Source organism: Ruegeria sp. D1(2025) (assembly GCF_056536425.1).
This window is the reverse complement of sequence record NZ_JBQFPO010000009.1, coordinates 155,439-174,180: the sequence shown is the minus strand read 5'-3', so window position 1 is coordinate 174,180 and position 18,742 is coordinate 155,439. Positions and strand designations below refer to the sequence as shown.

Genomic DNA, 18,742 nt, shown 5'->3' with positions numbered 1-18,742 from the left:
AGTATTTCTTCAATTCAGTTGAGGTGATGCCAGCGGAAATGAGACCCTGAAGCTGAATTGCAACCTGCGAGGGCGCCATGAGCACTTATCCGGACCTGAAACTTTATATCGGCGGTGAGTGGCGCAAGGCAGCAGACGACCTTCCCGTGTTGAACCCTGCGACGGAAGAGGAAATCGGCAGGCTTCCCAAAGCGGGCAGGTCCGATCTGGATGACGCGCTGGCTGCGGCCGAAGCGGGGTTTCGCGTTTGGCGTCGCACGGCCCCACGCGACCGTGCGGACATCATGATCAAGGCTGCGGCGCTGATGCGCGACCGCCAGGAGGAGATTGCCCGCTCAATCACTGCCGAGCATGGAAAGCCGCTGGCACAGGCCCGGCTTGAGGTGATCCGCGGCTGCGAGTTTTTCGAATGGGACGCGGGCGAGGCCATGCGTACCTATGGCCGCGTCATCCCCTCGGCGCCCGGTGTTCGATATGTTGTGCACCACCAACCCATCGGGGTGGTTCTTGGCCTGTCGCCCTGGAATTTCCCGATGAGCCAGCCGGCACGCAAGATTGCAGGCGCGCTGGCATCGGGGTGTTCGATCATCCTGAAAGCGGCTGAGGAAACTCCGGCAGGTGCCATGCATATCGCGCGCGCCTTCCACGACGCCGGCTTGCCACCGGGTGTCCTGAACCTTGTCTTTGGTGAACCTGCGGAGATATCAAGCCATCTTATCCGGCAGGATCCTGTACGGCTTGTCGCCTTTACCGGGTCAACAGCGGTCGGGCGCCACCTGACGACGCTCGCCTCGGAGAACATGACGCGCGTCCTGATGGAGCTGGGCGGGCATGCGCCAGTCATCGTCTGTGAAGATACAGACGTTGAAAAAGCCGCACTTAGCGGCGCGGTCCGCAAATTCAGGAATGCAGGGCAGGTCTGCACCTCGCCGACCCGGTTTTTTGTGCACGAAAGCATCTACAAGCCATTCCTGGACACGTTCATTGAACGGGCCGCTGGCACTGTCGTAGGGAACGGAGTGGAAGAGGGTATCGAAATGGGGCCGCTGGCAAACGACCGCCGCGTTCCCGCGCTGAGCGAACTTGTGGAAGATGCCCGTGATGCCGGTGCAACGATCTGCACCGGGGGCGGTCGGATCGGAGCCAAAGGCTATTTCTTTGCGCCGACCGTTTTGACGAATGTGCCTGACGACGCCCGCGTGATGCAAGAAGAGCCATTTGGCCCGCTGGCCGTGATCAATCCGGTCGCTTCACTGGACGAAGCCATAGCCAAGGCGAATGCGACACCTTTTGGTCTTGCCGCTTACGGGTTTTCAAACAGGGCCGACTATATTGACCGGATGACCGATGAAGTCGAAGCCGGAAACCTGTCCTTCAACACGCTGGAAGCATCATTGCCGGAAACACCTTTTGGCGGGGTCAAATCCAGTGGATACGGCCGGGAAGGCGGGACCGAGGGTCTGGAAAACTATATGATTGTTAAAAATATCTCGCACAGCACCCAGATCGTTTGATCATTCGCGGGGCAAAATCCGGCCCCGAAATATCGTTCTGACAGTAAATGGTGAAATCGCTTAAAGCACTGTCATTGTTATAATTTTTGACAAATTAAAGAATTAGTAGAATGGGCCATATTTTGGCCTCAATCAAACGTCAGTTCACATAGCCACTGGCATTGACGCCGCTCACACTCAATCGCTGCGGCATGCAGTTGCTTTTCCCCCTCGTGGCAATTCAGATCCGACCTCCCACTTGAAAACGGATCTTGCCGCAGCGATTGAAAGCCAGTTTTTTCACATCTGATCTGGTTAGGGTCATGCCTATTGATGCTCTGAAAACTCCTGTTCAAGCCAGGTTTCGAACAGTTGCTTAACAGGCTCGTTTGCGCCTGTTCCGCTTGTCTCAACAAGAAAGTGGGATTGATTGATTGGGACCGCATCGCCGACAATTGCGATGGCCTGTCCGGACTCGATCGCGGTTTGCGCGAACCTTTCCAGCACCATTGCGTACCCTCCGCCCGCCGCAACGACGCCGATCGCGGCGACGGTTGTATCGACGGAGTAGGGGGACAAGGGTTCAGAATACGATATGCCCAACGCTTCGAAATACTTCTGCCCCATGTCCTGAAATCCCAGAATCTGCACAAGCGGTTGCTTGCGGAGTTCGGCAACCGGAATGCTTTGCCCCGATGCCGAACCCGCCGCGACAGGTACGATACGCTCGGTGGAGATTTTTCGGGTTCGCGCATCAGGCCAGTCACCAACCCCCACGCGCAACTCGACATCCACGTTTTCGCGACCAGCCGAATCCGCCCAAATGTTCGAGACCAGCCGAATGGATACATCGGGCTGGCTGCGGGTGAATTTCGGCAGCCTATGTGCCAGCCAGAGCGTCGCTGTCGAGATCGGAGCCCGCACGGTTAGAACCTGCGCGCTTCCGGACCCGAAAAGGCTGGCGGTCGATACCGTAATATCGCTTAGCGCGCGCCGCACGGAATAGGCGTAGGCCTGTCCGACCTCTGTCAGGCTCAGGTTTCTGGCCGCGCGAAAGAAAAGCTTGCACCCCAACTGCGCCTCTAGCGAGCGGACATGCAGACTGAGCGCCGTTTGCGTTATACCCAGTTCCTTCGCTGCGGCCGTAAAGCTCATATGCCGCGCTGCGCATTCAAACGATCTGAGCCAGACAAGATTTGGGGAATTGGACACGTTCAGCACCAAAGAAAAATTGTGATTATTGCTCTTTTTATTCGTTTTACTTTTTCGCTTCAACGTCGCTAAATCGGTGCGCAAACGGAAATTTCACCGGCCTGATCAGACCGGATACCCTGGGGAACGCGCTCATGAAAGTTGGATTTATTGGTCTGGGTAATGTCGGCGGCAAGCTTTCGGGTTCGCTGCTGCGCAATGGTATGGACCTGACAGTCCATGATCTGAACGAAGAACTGGTTGATGCCTTCGTGGCCCGTGGTGCGAAAAAGGCGGAAGGACCGGCGCAACTGATGCGGGATTGTGATGCGGTCATCACCTGCCTGCCGTCGCCTGCTGCGTCGGACGCCGTCATGCAGCAGATGTTGCCTGAAGTGACCGACGGCAAAATCTGGATGGAGATGTCCACCACGGATGAGGCTGAAGTCAAACGCCTGGGGGCCATGGTGATGGAGCGGGGCGGGGCGGCAGTGGATTGCCCGGTCTCAGGCGGATGCCACCGCGCGGCGACAGGAAATATCTCGATCTTTGCGGGATGTGATCGCGCAACGTTCGAGCGTATCGCGCCGTTCCTCAAGACCATGGGCCGCCGTATTTTGCATACCGGTGAGTTGGGGTCGGCTTCGGTCCTGAAAGTTTTGACGAACTATCTGGCCACAGCCAATCTGGTGACCTGCTGCGAGGCTCTGGTCACGGCCAAAGCCGCAGGTATGGACCTGAATACCACCTATGAAGCGATCAAGATCAGTTCCGGCACATCGTTTGTTCATGAGACCGAGAGTCAGGTCATCCTGAACGGATCACGCGACATCTCGTTCACCATGGATCTGGTCAAAAAGGACGTGAGCCTGTTCCAGCAGGTTGCCGACCGCCACAACGTCCCGTTGGAAATCTCGCCCATGCTGGTTCAGATTTTCGAGGACGGGATCGAACGTTTTGGCGAACGTGAGTTGTCGCCCAACATAATCAGGCGCCTGGAAGAGGTCACAGGCCTGGAGATCCTTGCACCCGGCTTCCCGCCCGAGATGGAAGACGATGAACCCGAAGAGCCCGGCTATGAGGTGATCCCGCAGGGCAAGGCGCTGAAAGCCGCTGAATGACCTTAAGGCGTCGGGCATTGAACCGGCTCAGGCATATCATAGCTGAGGCCGCCAGTGCCATTCTGTCCGGCAAACTGGTGCTGCTAAATCGCGAGTAGGGGATTGGACATGACGACAGCGGACACCAACCCAACGGCAAATGCCGCCCATCGCCCCGAGCCTGGTCCGATGAGCCGCGAGTGGCACTGGCACCCTGAATTGCCGGTGAACCACGCGCCATATTGGCATTGGCCGCCGAAACCTCGTGTTCTGGCTAAGTGGCTTTGGCAGAATTACCTGCAGGTTTCCGATCGTTCGATCTATTTGGCACTGTCGTTTGTCGTGGCGTTCTGGATGCAACCCGTTGGCCCCGAACAAACGCAATTCGCGTTCGGGTGGATGTCATGGGTTTTCATCCGAAACTGGGCTCTGCTGATCATTGTCGCAGGTGGGCTGCATTTCTGGTTCTACGGAATTGACGGGCAGGGCAAGCTGCTGAAATACGACCCAAGACCCTACATGAAGCGCAAGAATTCGCTTTATAAGTTCGGCTATCAGACCTGGGACAATATGTACTATTCGCTGGTCTACGGTGCCACGATCCTGTCGGCGCTCGAGTGCTTTTTGCGCTGGATGTATGCCAATGGTTACGTCGCCACGCTTAGCTTTGACGCTCATCCGGTCTGGTTTGTTCTACTGTTTCCGATACTCGCCATATGGCAGAGTTTTCATTTCTACATGGTGCATCTTTTTCTGCATCAACCGTTCATTTACAGACATGTTCACGCCGTTCATCACCGCAACGTAAACACCGGACCCTGGTCGGGCATGTCGATGCACCCGGTCGAGGCGTTCGGCTACCTCAGCGCGATCCTGATCGTTCTGGTATTGCCAAGTCATCCGGTTCACATGATCTTTCTGGGATATTGGCTGATGCTGGGCGCCGCTTCATCTCATTCAGGTTACGAGGCGATTTGGGCCCACGACCGCAAAGCACTCCTGATCGGTGCCTTTTTTCATCAGTTGCATCATCGATACTACGAATGCAACTACGGCAACGCGGAAATGCCCTGGGACAAGTGGTTCGGCACATATCACGACGGCTCAGAAGAGGCGACCGTACGCACGCGCAACCGGAAACGCGAAATGCATGCGTCACGGCAGTAGCTAACGTTTCGTTTTCCCGTGGTTTTATGAAAATACAACTCTAAATGGCGTTCGTCGGGATATCCCGCATAATCATGATTATGTTAATAACGTGGGGGTGTATCGTTTAGGTACTCGCTTTGGCCAACGACAACGGCTTCGCAATGCTTGTTTTCTGATACTTCTTATCTATATTGTCATATATGAAATATAAGGAAGCTTGTGATGTCCAGGATTCTTCATCTTTATGATGTCGCAGAAGATACCGAACGCGATCTTTCCGCGCAGGAAGCGGTTCGGCTTGCCCAAAAGGACAAATCCCTGATCCTTATCAGCGGTGTTCGGGACATGTCGCCCAGGACATTTCATCTCATCGCATCCTCGGTTGCCAGACGAAAGCTGGAGCGCGCTCAGGAGCGTATTGACGCGATGATCGATGCCTATCTCGACACGGACGCGTTCGATCAGGTCGAGGCAAAGATTGACGAAGACAACGCCCGGCTGCGCGCTCAGTTCCTGAGCGATTTTGAGGTCCTTACAAGCGCTCAGATCCATGCCATGTCTGGCAGCACATCGAGAAACAAGTCAGCCACGGCGAACGACTGGAAAAAGGCCGGAAAGATCTTTTCGGTCAAACTGCAGGGCAAGGACCTGTATCCGGCGTTCCAATTTAATGCTGATGGGCGGCCCTATGCGACCTTGGTGGACGTGCTTGCGGCGCTTCCGCAGGATTTGACTCCCTGGCAAACGGCCTTTTGGCTTGTCGCGCCCCAAAACGCGCTGGATGGTGCCCGGCCCATTGATCTTGTTCAGGCCGGTGACGCGCGGGTTGCCGATGCCGCTGCACGCGCGTTTAAAACGCCGGCAGGCTGACGGCGCGTGATACTTCCGAATTCGGCCGGACAGCATCCCTACTTTGCGCTGGAAAGCGGGCGAGAGGTCTTTCGCCTGCACCGAGACGTTCTGGATGGTGATCAGTTCAATCCCGGCTACGGCACGTCCCGCTTCGCCCCCTTTCAGGATCTCGAGGGCAAAATAGTTCCCACTCTTTACTCCGCTACCACATTTGATGGCGCGGCTTATGAAACACTGTTCCGAGAACGTCCGGCCAAGTATCAGACATTCCCTCGTAATCGTCTTGATGACTATGCAGCAAGCCGGTTAACGACCAGGCGGGAACTTCGGTTGGTTCGTTTGTTTACGCCGGAACTCGCCGCTTGGGGCATCGCTGAAGCTGACCTGCTTACCTACGATGAAAGCAACTATCCCACTTGCCGGGAGCTTGCCGCCTTGATCTGGAAAGACAATCCCGCCGCAGATGGCATGATCTGGTCATCCGTGCGTGACAGTTCCGCATTGGCGATGATGCTGTTCGAAGATCGGGTAACACCCGGCGCGCTGACTGTAACAGAAACACGATACGTTCAGCGCGACGCGGACTTGCTGGATCAGCTGAGAACAACGGCGCGCCGCGCGGGCATCACGATCAGCCGTTAAGCTTGTTTTGAAAAGGTGTCGAACGCCTTGAGCGCCTTGGCGCTGTAGGCATAAGACGGGCCGCCGCCCATATAGGTCGCCATGGCCAGCGCCTCGCACAGTTCTTCCCGGCTGGCACCGAGGCGCACCAAAGAACGGACGTGAAAGCCGATACAACTGTCACAGCGCGTCGCAATTGCGATACCGAGCGCCATGAACTCTTTGGTTTTTTCGCTGAGCGCGCCGTTAGACTTGGCGGCCTTCCCCATGATGCCAAAGCCTTTGACCGTTTCGGGCACTTCTTTCGAATATGTTGCGATGTCGGCCTCAATCCCGGCCATGAAGTCATTCCAGTCCATGTCGTCCTCCTTCAGCCGCGTTCGTCCGATCCCATGCGGCGTTCCAGCCAGCGCACTCCGGCGCTGATGATCAGAACCAGGATCAGATATTCAAGGATCAGCAGCGAATAGATCTCAAGCGGGCGGTATTCCGTCACCACCAGCTCGTTCGCGCGCCGCGTCAGTTCCTGCATGCCGATGACGCTGGCAAAGGCGCTCATCTTGACAATGTAGATGAACTGGTTCGCCAGCGGCGGCAAAATGCGCCGGATCGCCTGAGGCAGGATCACATAGCGCATGGTTTGAAGATAGTTCAGGCCGATGGTCTGGGCCGCCTCGGTCTGCCCCTTGGCAATCGACTGGATACCGGCCCGGTAAATCTCGGCCGTAAATGCGCTGTCGGACAAGGCAAGCGTGATGATCGCGCCCCAGAACGGATCAATCGGTATGTTCAGGCCCATTTCACGAAAAACGATCGGCAGGCCGTAGAAGACCCAGAACAGCATGGGCAGCAGCGGGATCGAGCGGATCAGTTCGACATAGACCCGGTTCACCAAACGCCAGCCCCTGCTTTTGGCCAGCCCCGGCAATGCCACGATCAGCCCCAGAACAATCGAAATGACAGCGGCGATCACTGAAATCAGAATTGTGTCGCCCATGCCGGAAATCAGGAATTTGACATTGATCCAGCCCGCTTCGGTCATCGGATTGATGACATACCATCCCCATGTGGAAGAACTGGAACAAGCTGCAAGCGCCAGAAACGACAGGAGAAGAAGAAGGTTTCTTATCATCGCGTTTGGCCCCCTCAATGTTGCAGTATCTGGCTGAGAAATTTCTGGCAGCGCTCGGATCGGGGGGCGCCAAAGAACTCCTCGGGGTTGCCCTGCTCGACAATCTGCCCCGCATCCATGAACACCATGTTGTCTGCCACTTTGCGGGCAAAGCCCATCTCATGTGTCACCACGACCATGGTCATACCTTCTTGCGCAAGTTCCACCATCACATCGAGCACTTCGGAAATCATCTCGGGGTCCAGTGCCGACGTGGGTTCGTCAAACAACAGGACCCGGGGCTCCATGCATAACGACCGCGCGATGGCAACGCGCTGCTGCTGTCCGCCGGACAGTTGGCCGGGGCGTTTTTCGGCCTGATCCGGGATGTGAACCCGTTCCAGATAGTGCCTCGCCCGAGCCTCGGCGTCGGCACGCGACATTCCTCGTGACTTGATCGGGCCAAGGGTCAGGTTTTCCAGAACGCTCAGGTGCGGGAATAGATTGAACTGCTGAAACACCATTCCGACCTCTGACCGGATGGCCGTCACGGATTTGGGGTCATTCGTTAGTTCAATTCCATCAACACGGATGGTGCCTTTCTGGTGTTCTTCCAATCGGTTGATACAGCGCACCACGGTCGATTTGCCGGACCCCGAAGGGCCGCAGATCACAACCTTTTCGCCCGACTTGATGCTAAGATTGATGTCCTTCAAAACATGGAAATCGCCGTACCATTTATTGACATTCACAAGTTCGATTGCCGTTTCGCTCACTGGCCGGGCTCCCTTGGTATGAAGTTTTCCTGGGAAGAAATATTTTTCTTGAGGTTAACGTTGCACTTGACGTTAAATCAAGCATCAAAAATGCTAGTATACAACGGCAATCAATGAACAACCAACGGGAGCACTCAGATGAAAAACCTACTCAGGACGGCCGCTGCGGCAGCCATCGGACTGGCCCTTGCCGGGGCCGCACAGGCCCAGTCAGCGCTGAACGAAATCCTTGATGGCGGTGTCCTGAAGGTTGGCACAACCGGTGACTGGAATCCGATGACCCTGCGCGACCCTGCGACCAACAGCTACAAAGGGTATGACATCGACATCATGACCGAGCTGGCCAACGACCTGGGGGTCGAGGTCGAGTTTGTTCCGACCGACTGGAAAACGCTGGTCAACGGCGTGGTCTCGGGCAAATACCACATGACCGGTTCGGCTTCGATCTCGCCGCCACGCATGAAGGTTGCGGGTTTCTCGGAAAGCTACATCTCGGTCGAACTCTATCCTTTCACGACCAAGGACAAGGCCGACCGTTTCAACGGCTACGACTCGATCAACCAGCCTGACGTCAAGGTTGCAACAACCCTTGGCACCACATTCGAAAAACGCGCGCGCGAATGGTTCCCGAATGCGGATATCAAGGTGGTCGAGGCCCCTGCCCGCGGATTTCAGGAGGTTCTGGCCGGACGTGCCGACGTCTTTATCACGTCCAACATCGAAGGCGCGACGCTGGAAGCCAAATTTCCGGTTGTCCCGGTTGCGGGCGCCGAGGCGCGTTCTCCTGCGCCCATCGCCATGCTGCTGCCACAGGACGATCAGGTGTGGATCAATTACGTGAACAACTGGATCAAAGTGAAAAAGGCACAGGGGTTCTTTGAGGCCAACAAGGAAAAATGGGGGCTTTGATCCCCATATTCAGAACCGTTCGCTCCGGCCGGAGCGGACGGTCTAGCCAGGCACTGCTTTGGCCAGAAGCGAAATAAAACTGACCTTGTCCGTCTTAAGCTCAACCGCCCCATGGGTCGTACTGGAATCATAACTCAGACTGTCGCCGGGGCGCATGTGGTACAAGCCTTCGCCGCACCGAAAGATCATTTCGCCCTCGGTTACATGCACGAACTCTGCCCCTTCATGCTGATACAGCGGACCCGGCGGCAAGGGGCCTTCAAGCGTGACAAGGAAGCTTTCGAAGCTCACGTGGCTGGCTTCCGCCCGTCCGATCAGTTTGAACGCATGCCCAAAATCGCTACCCATACGCTGAACCGTCATGCCCTCGCCGGCGGCCACAAAGGATACATCCGTCACTTCGGCAGTTCCGGCGAAGAAATTGATCAGCGGAACGCCCGTGGCCTTCGCCAACGCCTCAAGCGAACTCAGCGAAGCGGATACCTGTCCCCGCTCGATCTTGGAAATCATCGCTGGAGAGACATTGGCGCGCGCCGACAGTTCGGCGATCGTCAGGCCGGCCAGAACCCTGTGGGTTTTGACCGCTGCGCCGATTACCTGATCCAGCCGGGGCTTTTCCCCTTCGATGGGTGCGGAATCTTCCATGCACGCAGCGTAACGCCCCGGTACAAAAAGGGAAAGCGCGCGTAACCGTAAGGACACCTGATGCAACTGGAACACATGACCTGGTACGAAGTTGACGACCGCCTTGGCAATGGCTGCGCCGTTATACTTCCTGTCGGTTCGACCGAACAGCACGGGCCGATCGGGCGGATCGGGACCGATACGATCTGTGCCCGGGCCGTCGCGCTGCGCGCCGCTGATCTGTGTGACGCGATCGTGGCACCCGCCCTGGCCTACACGCCCGCACCCTTCAACGCTGCCTTTCCCGGCACGGTTTCCGTTACCCCGGATGTGTTCACCCTTTACGCAAGGGAAATCATTGAAGGCCTTTTGGCGCAGGGCTTTTCTGGCGTCTTCATCGTTAACGGCCATGGTGCGAACATTGCACCGCTGCAGGCCATAAGCGCCGACCTGCCCCCGAACGCCTTGATCATCCGCAGCTGGTGGGAGCCTGAACCCGTCAACGCATTGCGGCGAACGCTATACGGAGAATGGGAAGGGATGCACGCCACCCCGTCCGAAGTTGCCATCACGCAATCCTTGTTGGGCGCCATATCCGACGAACGCACCGATGAGCCGCCGCAAAAGCTGACCCCTCAATACCTGCGTGATCACAGCGGAGACCGTCACGGGCCGCCCGATGAACACCGCGCAGAATTCCCGGACGGGCGGGTCGGATCCCATTCCGCGCTGGCCACGCCTACAGACGGAGCCCGACTGTTGGAGATGGCGGCTCAAGCCATCTCACGGGAGTTTCTTGATTTTCAAAAGGCAAGGAAGCAAAGTTGACAACACTTGGTGCCAGATTTTTAGTAGCACTAAAATAAATTTTGATCTTACCCACATTCTTCTGTTCAATGGTCAGAACAAATGGAATGCAGGAGAGACCGGATGCAAGCTCCGACAACGCGGGCAAAAACCAAGGGGCAGCCGACCGAATTGGGTCAGGCGATCCGGCGACGCCGAAAGGCGATGGGGCTGACGCTGGATCAGGTTGCCAAGAAAGCCGATCTGACTACAGGCTTTCTGTCGCAGGTCGAGCGTGGGCTCAGCTCTCCCTCCTTAACCTCTCTCATGGCAATTGCCGCGGCCTTGCAGACAACCATCGAACAACTGCTGAGCGTTCCACAGGTCTTTTCCGAGTTTGTCGCCAAGGATAGCAGACAGACCTATTCCCTTGGTTTGCGCGGGCGGTTTTACGAGAAACTCGGGCCGGGATTTCTGGGCGCTCTGTTCCACCCGCAGATCGTTCATCGTCCGCCGGGGCACATATCGGAACGTATGTGCCACAGCGGTGAAGCCTTTTGCTATCTGCAAGCCGGTCAACTGGAATACCATCTGGGTGATCGTGTTTTTATCATGTCACCCGGTGACGTGGTTCATCACGACACATCGACGCCTCACTATTCCGTTGTCCTGGGCGAAGCCGAGGCCGTCGAACTGTGGGTTACAACCTCTCCGATCAAGGATTCCGCGCCACCAGACAGCGGTTAGGACTGCGAAAAACTCAGTCCCGGAATGCCGCGTTCTAAAAAAGTTTCATCTTTTGCTAAAAAAAACTTTAGTAAAGCTAAGAATCGCTTAATGTCCCTCCGCAGGAGCAAGAAGACTTGCGGGAGGAGAAGAAGATGAAGCTGAAGACATTATTGGGCGCCACGGTCGCCGCGACGCTTGCGCTGCCCGTTCTGGCGCAAGAACGCGGGGGCACATTGAACTTTGCCCGCTATGACGGATCGCGCCTGATCGATCCGATCTACGCGGACCGCAACCCCGATATCTGGATGGTTGGCAGTCTGTTCGACACGCTTTTGCGCAGCAGCCCCGATGGCAACTCGGTCGAACCCGGGCTTGCAGAAGACTATGCAGTGTCAGAGGATGGCAAGACCGTATCCCTGACCCTGCGAGAAGGTATCCAATTCGCTGACGGCTCGCCCATGTCGGGCGCGGATGTGGTCTTTTCGCTGGATCGCGCCCGCAACCCTGACCTGAGCCCATGGGCCGGTCTGCTGGGATCGATTGACACGGTGTCCGCGGACGGAAACGCGATCACCATCGCTTTGAAGGACCCCGATCCCACCTTGTTGTCGATGTTGGCCACATTCAACACCGCCATCGTTTCGAAAGCCGCATTCGACGCAGCCGCAGGTGAAACGGATCAGGACAAATCCGCTGCCATTTTCGCGGCCACAAGCGCAGGCGTCGGCTCCGGCCCGTTCTATCTGTGCGGCTTTGAACAGGGTGCCAGCATGGATTTCTGCGCCAACGAGAACTACTGGCGCATGGGCGCGGATGGCAAAGCCCTGCCCTATCTGGACGGCGTCCATTTCGAGATCGTTCCCGATGATGCAACCCGCATTTTGCGCCTCCAGGCGGGCGAGGTGGATGCAGCCGAGTTCATCCCGTTCAGCCGCGTGGCCGAGCTTGAGGCCGATCCGAACATCAACATGCAGCTATATCCTTCAACACGGATCATCTATTCGCCGATCAACACCCGTGAGACACGCGCCGACGGTTCCCCCAACCCGCTGGCAGACCCCCGCGTGCGGCAGGCGCTGAACTATGGCACCAACAAGGATGCTCTGATCGGTGTGGTTCTGCACGGTGCGGGCCAACCCATGAGCTCACCGCTGATGGCCAAAGCAACGCAATATGCGGCCGATCTGAGCCCGCTCTATAGCTATGATCTTGAAAAAGCCAAAGGGTTGATCGCGGATGCCGGGGTCGCGGACGGCACGCAGGTGACTCTGACCACGCTGGCCGGATCCGCCGATGACGCAACAATTTTCGCCGCGCTTCAGCAAATGTGGGGCGAGTTGGGAATTGATCTGGTGGTCGAACAGGTCGACGGCGCCACGCGCGGGGCCAAGAACCGCTCGGGTGAGTTTGACATTCACACCTATGGCTGGGTCAACGATGTGAACGATCCCAGCCAGGTTGTCGGCTGGCTGGGCTACACACCGACTGCCAAGGCTGTCGGCACCGGTTGGGAGAACGCAGAGTTCAACACCCTGTTCGAAGAGGCCGCCAAAGACATGGACCCGGACTCTCGAAAGGCCAAGTTCGACCGCATGCAGGCACTTTATGCCGAGGCAGCCCCCTTGCTGTTCATGTATGAAACACCTTTCGCTGTCGCGCTGGGGACGGCGGTCGAGGGCTATGTTCAGACCCCGCTTGGCAATAACATCTTCGATGAAGCCACAGTCAGCCGCTAAGAGCTGATCCCTTGCCTCGCCGCACCCTGCGGCGGGGCCCTTTGCGGAGCGTCGAATTGTCCAGCCTGTCCTACATCTTCAAACGGCTTTTGCTGATGATCCCGACCTTCTTTCTGGTCATGATCATCATATTCATGCTGGTGCGCCTGTTGCCCGGTGATCCGGCCATCGCCATGGCCGGGGACCGCGCATCTGACGCCGATATTGCTGCAATCCGGGAAAGACTGGGTCTGACGGAACCGATGCCAGTGCAATTCTGGCTGTTTCTGACCAATACTCTGCAGGGCGATCTGGGCCGTTCGATCCTGATGCGGACGGATGTCGTGGGCGTCATTGCCGATCGATTGCCGATCACGGTTTTCTTGACGATTTACTCGGTTGTGCTATCCCTGATCATCGCTGGTCCGCTGGCCTTTGTCGCGGCGCTCAATCGCGGCCGCTGGCCCGATGCGGTGATCCGCACTGTGTTCCAGATCGGCCTGTCGATGCCGGTGTTTTACATCGGACTGGTTCTGCTGACCTTTTTGGCGGCGCAGTTGCGCCTGTTCCCGGTGGGTGGCTATGGCGACACGTTTGGTGAGCGTCTCTATCACCTGTTTCTGCCTTCGGTGACCGTGGCGCTTTATACTTCGGCCATCATCATGCGGAACTTGCGCAGCGCGATTATCGAGGTTCTGGATGCCGAGTATGTCCAGTTCGCCCGCGCCAAGGGTCTGCCGCCGCGCCTGATCCTTGGCCGTCACGTGTTGCGCAACGCGCTGATCTCCACGGTCACCCTGCTGGGCCTGTCCATCGGCAATCTGATGAGCGGAACGCTGGTTACCGAGACTGTCTTTGCGGTGCCCGGAATGGGACGGCTGATGCTGGAAGCGATCTTTGCGCGCGACTACCCGCTGATACAGGGGCTGACCCTGACCTTCGCGCTTCTGGTTTCGCTGGTCTTTCTGATGACGGACCTGTTCCAAAGCCGCCTGGACCCAAGGATGCGCCTGCAATGAGTGACGTGCCTTTCACAGCCGACCGCCCATCCCTTGCCCGCGCCGCCTTGCGCAAGCCGGGTTTTGTGGCCGGTTTGCTGATCATCGGGTTATCGACCCTGCTGGCCATCTTTCCCGGAGCGTTTGCTCCTTACGATCCAAATGCAATTGACTATCTGGCGGTGCGTCAGCCGCCATCATGGGAGCACCCGTTCGGCACCGACCTGCTAGGCCGTGACAGCTTGTCCCGCGTGATCTGGGCTTATCAGGTCAATATGCAAATGGCGATCTTCGGCACAGTTTTTGCTCTGGTGACGGGTGTCATCATCGGAGCTCTGGTCGGATATTACCGGGGTTTTGCCGATCTGATCTTTGGTCGGATCGTCGATGCGGTCATCACATTTCCATTTCTGGTGCTGGTGATCGCGGTGGTCGCCGTTTTGGGGCCGGGCCTTATCAACATGTATATCGCCATATCTGTGGTCTACTGGGTCTATTACGCGCGTCTGATGCGGGCCGAGGTGATCGCACAGATGGGCAATGACTATGCGGCCGCCGGGGTCGTCATGGGCTATTCCGACCGGCGCATCATCTTCCGCCACCTGCTGCCTAACGCCATCACCCCGGTCATTGTCTACTGGATGACTGACATGGCGCTGGTGATCTTGCTGGGTTCGTCGCTGGGCTATCTTGGGTTGGGCGCGCAGCCACCGCAGGCGGAATGGGGCGTACTGATCGCCGAGGGGCGCAATTTCATCTCGACCGCATGGTGGCTCAGCCTGATGCCCGGGTTGGCTATCGTTCTGACGGGCCTTGGCTTTTCGCTGCTGGGCGACGGGCTGGCCGATCTGCTGAGACCACGGGGATAAGAGATGACTGAACGAACTCCCATCCTCGAGGTTCAGGGGCTTAACACCACTTTCCACCGCAACGGCCGGGAACTGCCGGCCCTGCGCGACGTCAGCTTCAGCGTGGCTCGTGGCGAGGTTCTGGGGCTGGTTGGTGAAAGCGGTTCAGGCAAAAGCGTCACGCTGCGCTCGATCATCGGACTGGCGCGGCGTTATGGCGATGTCAGCGGGCAGGTCCGCTGGCAGGGCCGCGATCTGGTGCCGCTGCCGGACCGCGCTCTGCGGCAGGTCCAGGGACGCGAGATCGCGATGATCTTTCAGGAACCCATGACCTCGCTGAACCCATTGCTGACAGTGGGTCTGCAGCTGGAGGAGACATTGCGCACTCATACGGATCTGTCCGGGAAAGCCCGGCGCGACCGGGCGGTCGAGATGCTGGATCTGGTCGGTATCCCCTCGGCGGCGCAAAGGCTCAGGGATTACCCGCACCAGTTCTCCGGTGGTATGCGCCAACGGGTCATGATCGCAATCGCACTGGCCGCCAACCCCAGGTTGCTGCTGGCGGATGAGCCGACTACGGCGCTGGATGTGACCATTCAGGCGCAGATCCTCGATCTGATTCTGCGTCTGGCGGACGAGATGGAAATGGGCGTTGTCCTTGTCACTCATGATCTGGGCGTGGTCGCCCAAACCTGTGACAACGTGGCGGTAATGTATGCAGGCCGGATCGTCGAACAGGGGCCGGTTCGGGATGTGCTGCGCGAACCCCGCCATCCTTACACGGTGGGTCTGATGCGTTCGGTTCCGGAAAATCTTCCACCTCGGACGCCGCTTTATTCCGTGCCGGGTGTTCCCCCATCTCTGGACGCGCTTCCGCAGGGATGCGCCTTTGCGCCACGCTGCGAGGCCTGCATCCAGCCCTGCCAGCAGGACCGCCCGGTTCTGTCGGTGATCGCGGACAGCAGGCAGGTGGCCTGCTTCAACCCTGTGACCAAGGCCGAAGGAAACGCCGCATGAACAATGCCGTGATCGAAATACGCGACCTGCATCAGCGGTTTGCCCTGGGTCGCAGCCTTTCTGATCTTGCCACCGGCCGGCCGGGTCGCGTGGTGCGGGCGCTGAATGGCGTCAGCCTGGATCTTATCCGGGGTGAAACGCTTGGCGTCGTCGGCGAATCCGGTTGCGGGAAATCCACACTGGCCCGCTGCATCGTTCGATTGCATAGCCCCAGTGACGGGACGATCCGTTTCGAGGGGCAGGATATCTTCGAAGATGCAGGCGGCGACCGCAGTTACAACCGGCGCGTTCAGATGATGTTCCAAGACCCCTATTCCTCGCTGAACCCACGCATGACAACGGGCCAGATTCTGTCCGAAGCGTTGGCGGTCCATGACATGCGTACCAAAGAGGACATCCCGGCACGTGTCGCCGAACTGCTGGACCTTGTGCGTCTGCCTCAGGACGCTCAGCACAAACTGCCGCACGAGTTTTCCGGTGGCCAGCGACAGCGCATCGCCATTGCCCGCGCACTGGCGGTCGAGCCCGAAGTGCTGATTGCGGATGAACTGGTTTCGGCGCTGGATGTGTCGGTGCAGGCGCAGGTGGTCAACCTGCTGCTGGACCTGCAGCAAAAACTGGGCCTGACCATCCTGTTTGTGGCTCACGACCTGCGACTGGTGCGGCATGTGTCAAATCGCGTGGCGGTGATCTATCTGGGCCGGATCGTCGAAATCGGCGATAGCGAGACATTGTTCTCCGCCCCTGCCCATCCCTACAGTCAGGCGCTTTTGTCTGCCGCGCCATCCCTGAACCCGGATGATCGGGGCAAGGCCATCCCGCTTGAAGGAGAGTTGCCCTCGCCCCTGAACATGCCATCGGGCTGCCCGTTCCATGTCCGCTGTCGCCACGCATCCGAGATTTGCAGGACCGATACTCCTGCCCTGATGCCGTTCGAAAATCGCGGCCGGGTCGCCTGCCACCACGTCAAAGAGATCAACGCCCATGCCTGACCGCGCTCGGATCGTTTCAGCCCTGCGCGACGAGATGCGCACCCGTGGTCTTAATGCATTTGTTCTGCCCCGCTACGATGCGCATCAGGCCGAATACGTCGCGCCGCATGACGAACGGCTGGCCTATGTGACCGGCTTCACCGGTACTGCCGGACTGGCCATCGTGACAGGTGACACTGTCGCCATGTTTGTTGATGGACGATATGTGGTTCAGGCTGCCAATCAATGCCCGGAACCTTTGTTCTCGCATCACCATCTGCACGACGAGCCGCCTGAATTCTGGCTGGCCACCGTTGCCGAACAGGGCTGGTCCGTCGGGTTTGACGCCATGCACCTGCCGCCCGTTTTGCATGACCGCTTCACGGATGCGCTGAATGGATCGCGCGCCCGTTTTGTCGCCGTTGAAGACAACCCTGTTGACGCGATCTGGCCCAATCAGCCCGCGCCGCCCAACGGCATCATCTCTGCCTTTCCGACACAATTCACGGGTGTAGGCGCGGATGAAAAGATCTCTCAGCTTGTCGCAACCCTGCAAAGCGGCGAGGTCGATCTGCTGGTGGAAACACAGCCGGACAACATAGCATGGCTTCTCAATGTGCGCGGTTCGGATGTGGCTTATTGTCCGGTTCCACAGTCTTTTTTGTTGGCGCGTTCATCGGGTCAGGTTGACTGGTTCGTCGAAACCAAAAAATTCAGCCCAGAAATCTGCGATCATCTGCCCGACACCGTGACGCTGCATCCGCCAGCAGCATTTCTACCGACCCTTTCGGAGTTGTCGGGTCGTGGCGCGTGCGTGCAATACGATGCCGAATTTTCCCCGGCTGCGGTGCGTCTGGCCCTCGACCGGTCATCTGCACAAGGTCGAGCGGCCAGCAGTCCGCTGACGCTGTACAAGGCCCGGAAAAATCCAACGGAAATAGAAGGCCTGCGTGCTTGTCACGTTGAAGACGCCATCGCGTGGACCGAGTTCTGTGGTTGGCTACATGCTGAGGTCCCCGCGCGAGCCACTCTCAACAGACAAGTGACCGAGCTTGAAGCAAAAGACAAAATTCAGTCCTGCCGCCGCGACCGTGCCGGGTATCTTGAGGAAAGCTTCAATACCATTTCGGCCGCGGGTGCGAATGCTGCCATGTGCCATTACGCGACTATTCCGGAGGATGCGGCAACAATTGACCCTGAAGGGACATATCTGCTGGATTCCGGCGGCCAGTATGAGACCGGCACAACCGACGCCACCCGCAGCTTTGCCTTCGGAAAGGTCAGGCCGGATGGGTATGACCGCGCCTATACCGCCGTGTTTAAAGCGTTCCACGCCCTTGCAACACTGCGGTTTCCACCCGGCACACAGGGCCACCACATCGACGCCATCTGCCGCCGCCCTTTGTGGGATCTGGGGTTGGACTATGATCACGGAACCGGACATGGCATCGGGCATCGCCTTTCCGTACACGAACACCCGCAGCGTATAGGCAAGCCATACAACCCGGTGGATCTTGTGCCGGGTATGATCCTGTCCATCGAGCCGGGGTTTTATGAGATGGGCCGGTTTGGCATCCGTATCGAAAACCTGTTCGAGATCGTCGAAGAGGACGATGGCTTCATGGCGTTTTCCAACCTCACATGGATACCGATCCAGACTGATATGCTGCTTGCTGACAAGTTGTCCCAAGCGGAACAAAGCTGGCTGAACGCATACAACGCCGAGGTCCTGCGCCGGATCGGTTCGCAGCTATCACCCGCCGGGCGTGCATGGGCCGAGAGAGCCTGCGCAGCCATTGCTTGACGGGTTGTTCAGTACCTCGCAACGGTTCCAAATTTTCCGGAATGGAAC

At 57.9% G+C, this 18,742-nt stretch carries 19 protein-coding genes; 14 read left to right on the top strand and 5 right to left on the bottom strand.

What is annotated here, in order from left to right; all coding sequences use genetic code 11:
• Positions 1-77: 77 nt before the first annotated feature.
• Positions 78-1,514, top strand: a complete 1,437-nt coding sequence (locus tag ACR1XU_RS18565; RefSeq protein ID WP_480907980.1) for an NAD-dependent succinate-semialdehyde dehydrogenase — start codon at positions 78-80, stop codon at positions 1,512-1,514.
• 306 nt (positions 1,515-1,820) lie between these two features.
• Here the strand turns inward: ACR1XU_RS18565 and ACR1XU_RS18560 are convergent, their stop codons facing one another.
• Positions 1,821-2,705: a LysR substrate-binding domain-containing protein gene (locus ACR1XU_RS18560; protein ID WP_480907979.1), complete on the bottom strand. Its 885-nt coding sequence runs from the start codon at positions 2,703-2,705 to the stop codon at positions 1,821-1,823.
• Between the two features lie 134 nt (positions 2,706-2,839).
• Here ACR1XU_RS18560 and ACR1XU_RS18555 point away from each other — a divergent pair, with 134 nt between their 5' ends.
• The 4 genes from ACR1XU_RS18555 to ACR1XU_RS18540 all read left to right on the top strand — a co-directional run bounded on the left by ACR1XU_RS18555 (position 2,840) and on the right by ACR1XU_RS18540 (position 6,427).
• Complete coding sequence (locus ACR1XU_RS18555) at positions 2,840-3,805, top strand: NAD(P)-dependent oxidoreductase (protein WP_170613960.1); 966 nt, start codon at positions 2,840-2,842, stop codon at positions 3,803-3,805.
• Between the two features lie 108 nt (positions 3,806-3,913).
• Positions 3,914-4,951, top strand: a complete 1,038-nt coding sequence (locus ACR1XU_RS18550; protein ID WP_480907977.1) for a sterol desaturase family protein — start codon at positions 3,914-3,916, stop codon at positions 4,949-4,951.
• A 204-nt stretch (positions 4,952-5,155) separates the two neighbouring features.
• A complete protein-coding gene (locus tag ACR1XU_RS18545; RefSeq protein WP_480907975.1) occupies positions 5,156-5,803 on the top strand; it encodes a hypothetical protein in 648 nt (215 codons plus the stop codon).
• A gap of 6 nt (positions 5,804-5,809) precedes the next feature.
• A complete protein-coding gene (locus ACR1XU_RS18540) occupies positions 5,810-6,427 on the top strand; it encodes an RES family NAD+ phosphorylase (RefSeq protein ID WP_480907973.1) in 618 nt (205 codons plus the stop codon).
• Here ACR1XU_RS18540 and ACR1XU_RS18535 read toward each other — a convergent pair.
• Genes ACR1XU_RS18535 through ACR1XU_RS18525 form a run of 3 tightly spaced genes read right to left on the bottom strand, consistent with a single transcriptional unit; the run spans position 6,424 to position 8,293 of the window.
• A complete protein-coding gene (locus ACR1XU_RS18535; RefSeq protein ID WP_170678646.1) occupies positions 6,424-6,765 on the bottom strand; it encodes a carboxymuconolactone decarboxylase family protein in 342 nt (113 codons plus the stop codon). The genes ACR1XU_RS18540 and ACR1XU_RS18535 overlap by 4 nt on opposite strands.
• Before the next feature lie 11 nt (positions 6,766-6,776).
• The gene (locus ACR1XU_RS18530; protein WP_480524446.1) at positions 6,777-7,538 is read right to left on the bottom strand and encodes an amino acid ABC transporter permease; all 762 of its coding nucleotides are present in this window, start codon (positions 7,536-7,538) and stop codon (positions 6,777-6,779) included.
• A gap of 14 nt (positions 7,539-7,552) precedes the next feature.
• The gene (locus ACR1XU_RS18525) at positions 7,553-8,293 is read right to left on the bottom strand and encodes an amino acid ABC transporter ATP-binding protein (RefSeq protein WP_170613966.1); all 741 of its coding nucleotides are present in this window, start codon (positions 8,291-8,293) and stop codon (positions 7,553-7,555) included.
• Between the two features lie 138 nt (positions 8,294-8,431).
• Between ACR1XU_RS18525 and ACR1XU_RS18520 the strand changes: the two genes are divergently transcribed.
• Positions 8,432-9,202 (top strand): transporter substrate-binding domain-containing protein, encoded by a 771-nt coding sequence (locus ACR1XU_RS18520; protein ID WP_480907970.1) that lies wholly within the window; start codon positions 8,432-8,434, stop codon positions 9,200-9,202.
• Positions 9,203-9,244: 42 nt separating this feature from the next.
• Here the strand turns inward: ACR1XU_RS18520 and ACR1XU_RS18515 are convergent, their stop codons facing one another.
• Positions 9,245-9,847, bottom strand: coding sequence for a helix-turn-helix domain-containing protein (locus ACR1XU_RS18515; RefSeq protein WP_480907968.1), 603 nt, complete (start codon positions 9,845-9,847; stop codon positions 9,245-9,247).
• A 60-nt stretch (positions 9,848-9,907) separates the two neighbouring features.
• Here ACR1XU_RS18515 and ACR1XU_RS18510 point away from each other — a divergent pair, with 60 nt between their 5' ends.
• The 8 genes from ACR1XU_RS18510 (at position 9,908) to ACR1XU_RS18475 (ending at position 18,694) form a co-directional block, all read left to right on the top strand.
• The gene (locus ACR1XU_RS18510; RefSeq protein WP_480907966.1) at positions 9,908-10,654 is read left to right on the top strand and encodes a creatininase family protein; all 747 of its coding nucleotides are present in this window, start codon (positions 9,908-9,910) and stop codon (positions 10,652-10,654) included.
• Positions 10,655-10,756: 102 nt separating this feature from the next.
• Positions 10,757-11,359, top strand: coding sequence for a helix-turn-helix domain-containing protein (locus ACR1XU_RS18505; protein WP_480907964.1), 603 nt, complete (start codon positions 10,757-10,759; stop codon positions 11,357-11,359).
• Between the two features lie 134 nt (positions 11,360-11,493).
• Positions 11,494-13,077, top strand: a complete 1,584-nt coding sequence (locus ACR1XU_RS18500; RefSeq protein ID WP_480907962.1) for an ABC transporter substrate-binding protein — start codon at positions 11,494-11,496, stop codon at positions 13,075-13,077.
• A 56-nt stretch (positions 13,078-13,133) separates the two neighbouring features.
• The gene (locus ACR1XU_RS18495; protein ID WP_170807990.1) at positions 13,134-14,075 is read left to right on the top strand and encodes an ABC transporter permease; all 942 of its coding nucleotides are present in this window, start codon (positions 13,134-13,136) and stop codon (positions 14,073-14,075) included.
• Positions 14,072-14,923 (top strand): ABC transporter permease, encoded by an 852-nt coding sequence (locus ACR1XU_RS18490; RefSeq protein WP_480907960.1) that lies wholly within the window; start codon positions 14,072-14,074, stop codon positions 14,921-14,923. Before ACR1XU_RS18495 ends, ACR1XU_RS18490 begins: the two co-directional genes overlap by 4 nt.
• A gap of 3 nt (positions 14,924-14,926) precedes the next feature.
• Entirely contained in the window at positions 14,927-15,919 is a 993-nt protein-coding gene (locus tag ACR1XU_RS18485) for an ABC transporter ATP-binding protein (protein WP_480907958.1), read from the top strand.
• Positions 15,916-16,911, top strand: a complete 996-nt coding sequence (locus ACR1XU_RS18480) for an oligopeptide/dipeptide ABC transporter ATP-binding protein (RefSeq protein ID WP_170807995.1) — start codon at positions 15,916-15,918, stop codon at positions 16,909-16,911. The genes ACR1XU_RS18485 and ACR1XU_RS18480 overlap by 4 nt, the downstream gene beginning before the upstream one ends.
• Positions 16,904-18,694 carry an aminopeptidase P family protein gene (locus tag ACR1XU_RS18475; protein WP_480907956.1) on the top strand — a complete coding sequence of 597 codons (1,791 nt, stop codon included), beginning with the start codon at positions 16,904-16,906 and terminating at the stop codon, positions 18,692-18,694. Before ACR1XU_RS18480 ends, ACR1XU_RS18475 begins: the two co-directional genes overlap by 8 nt.
• Positions 18,695-18,742: the final 48 nt, after the last annotated feature.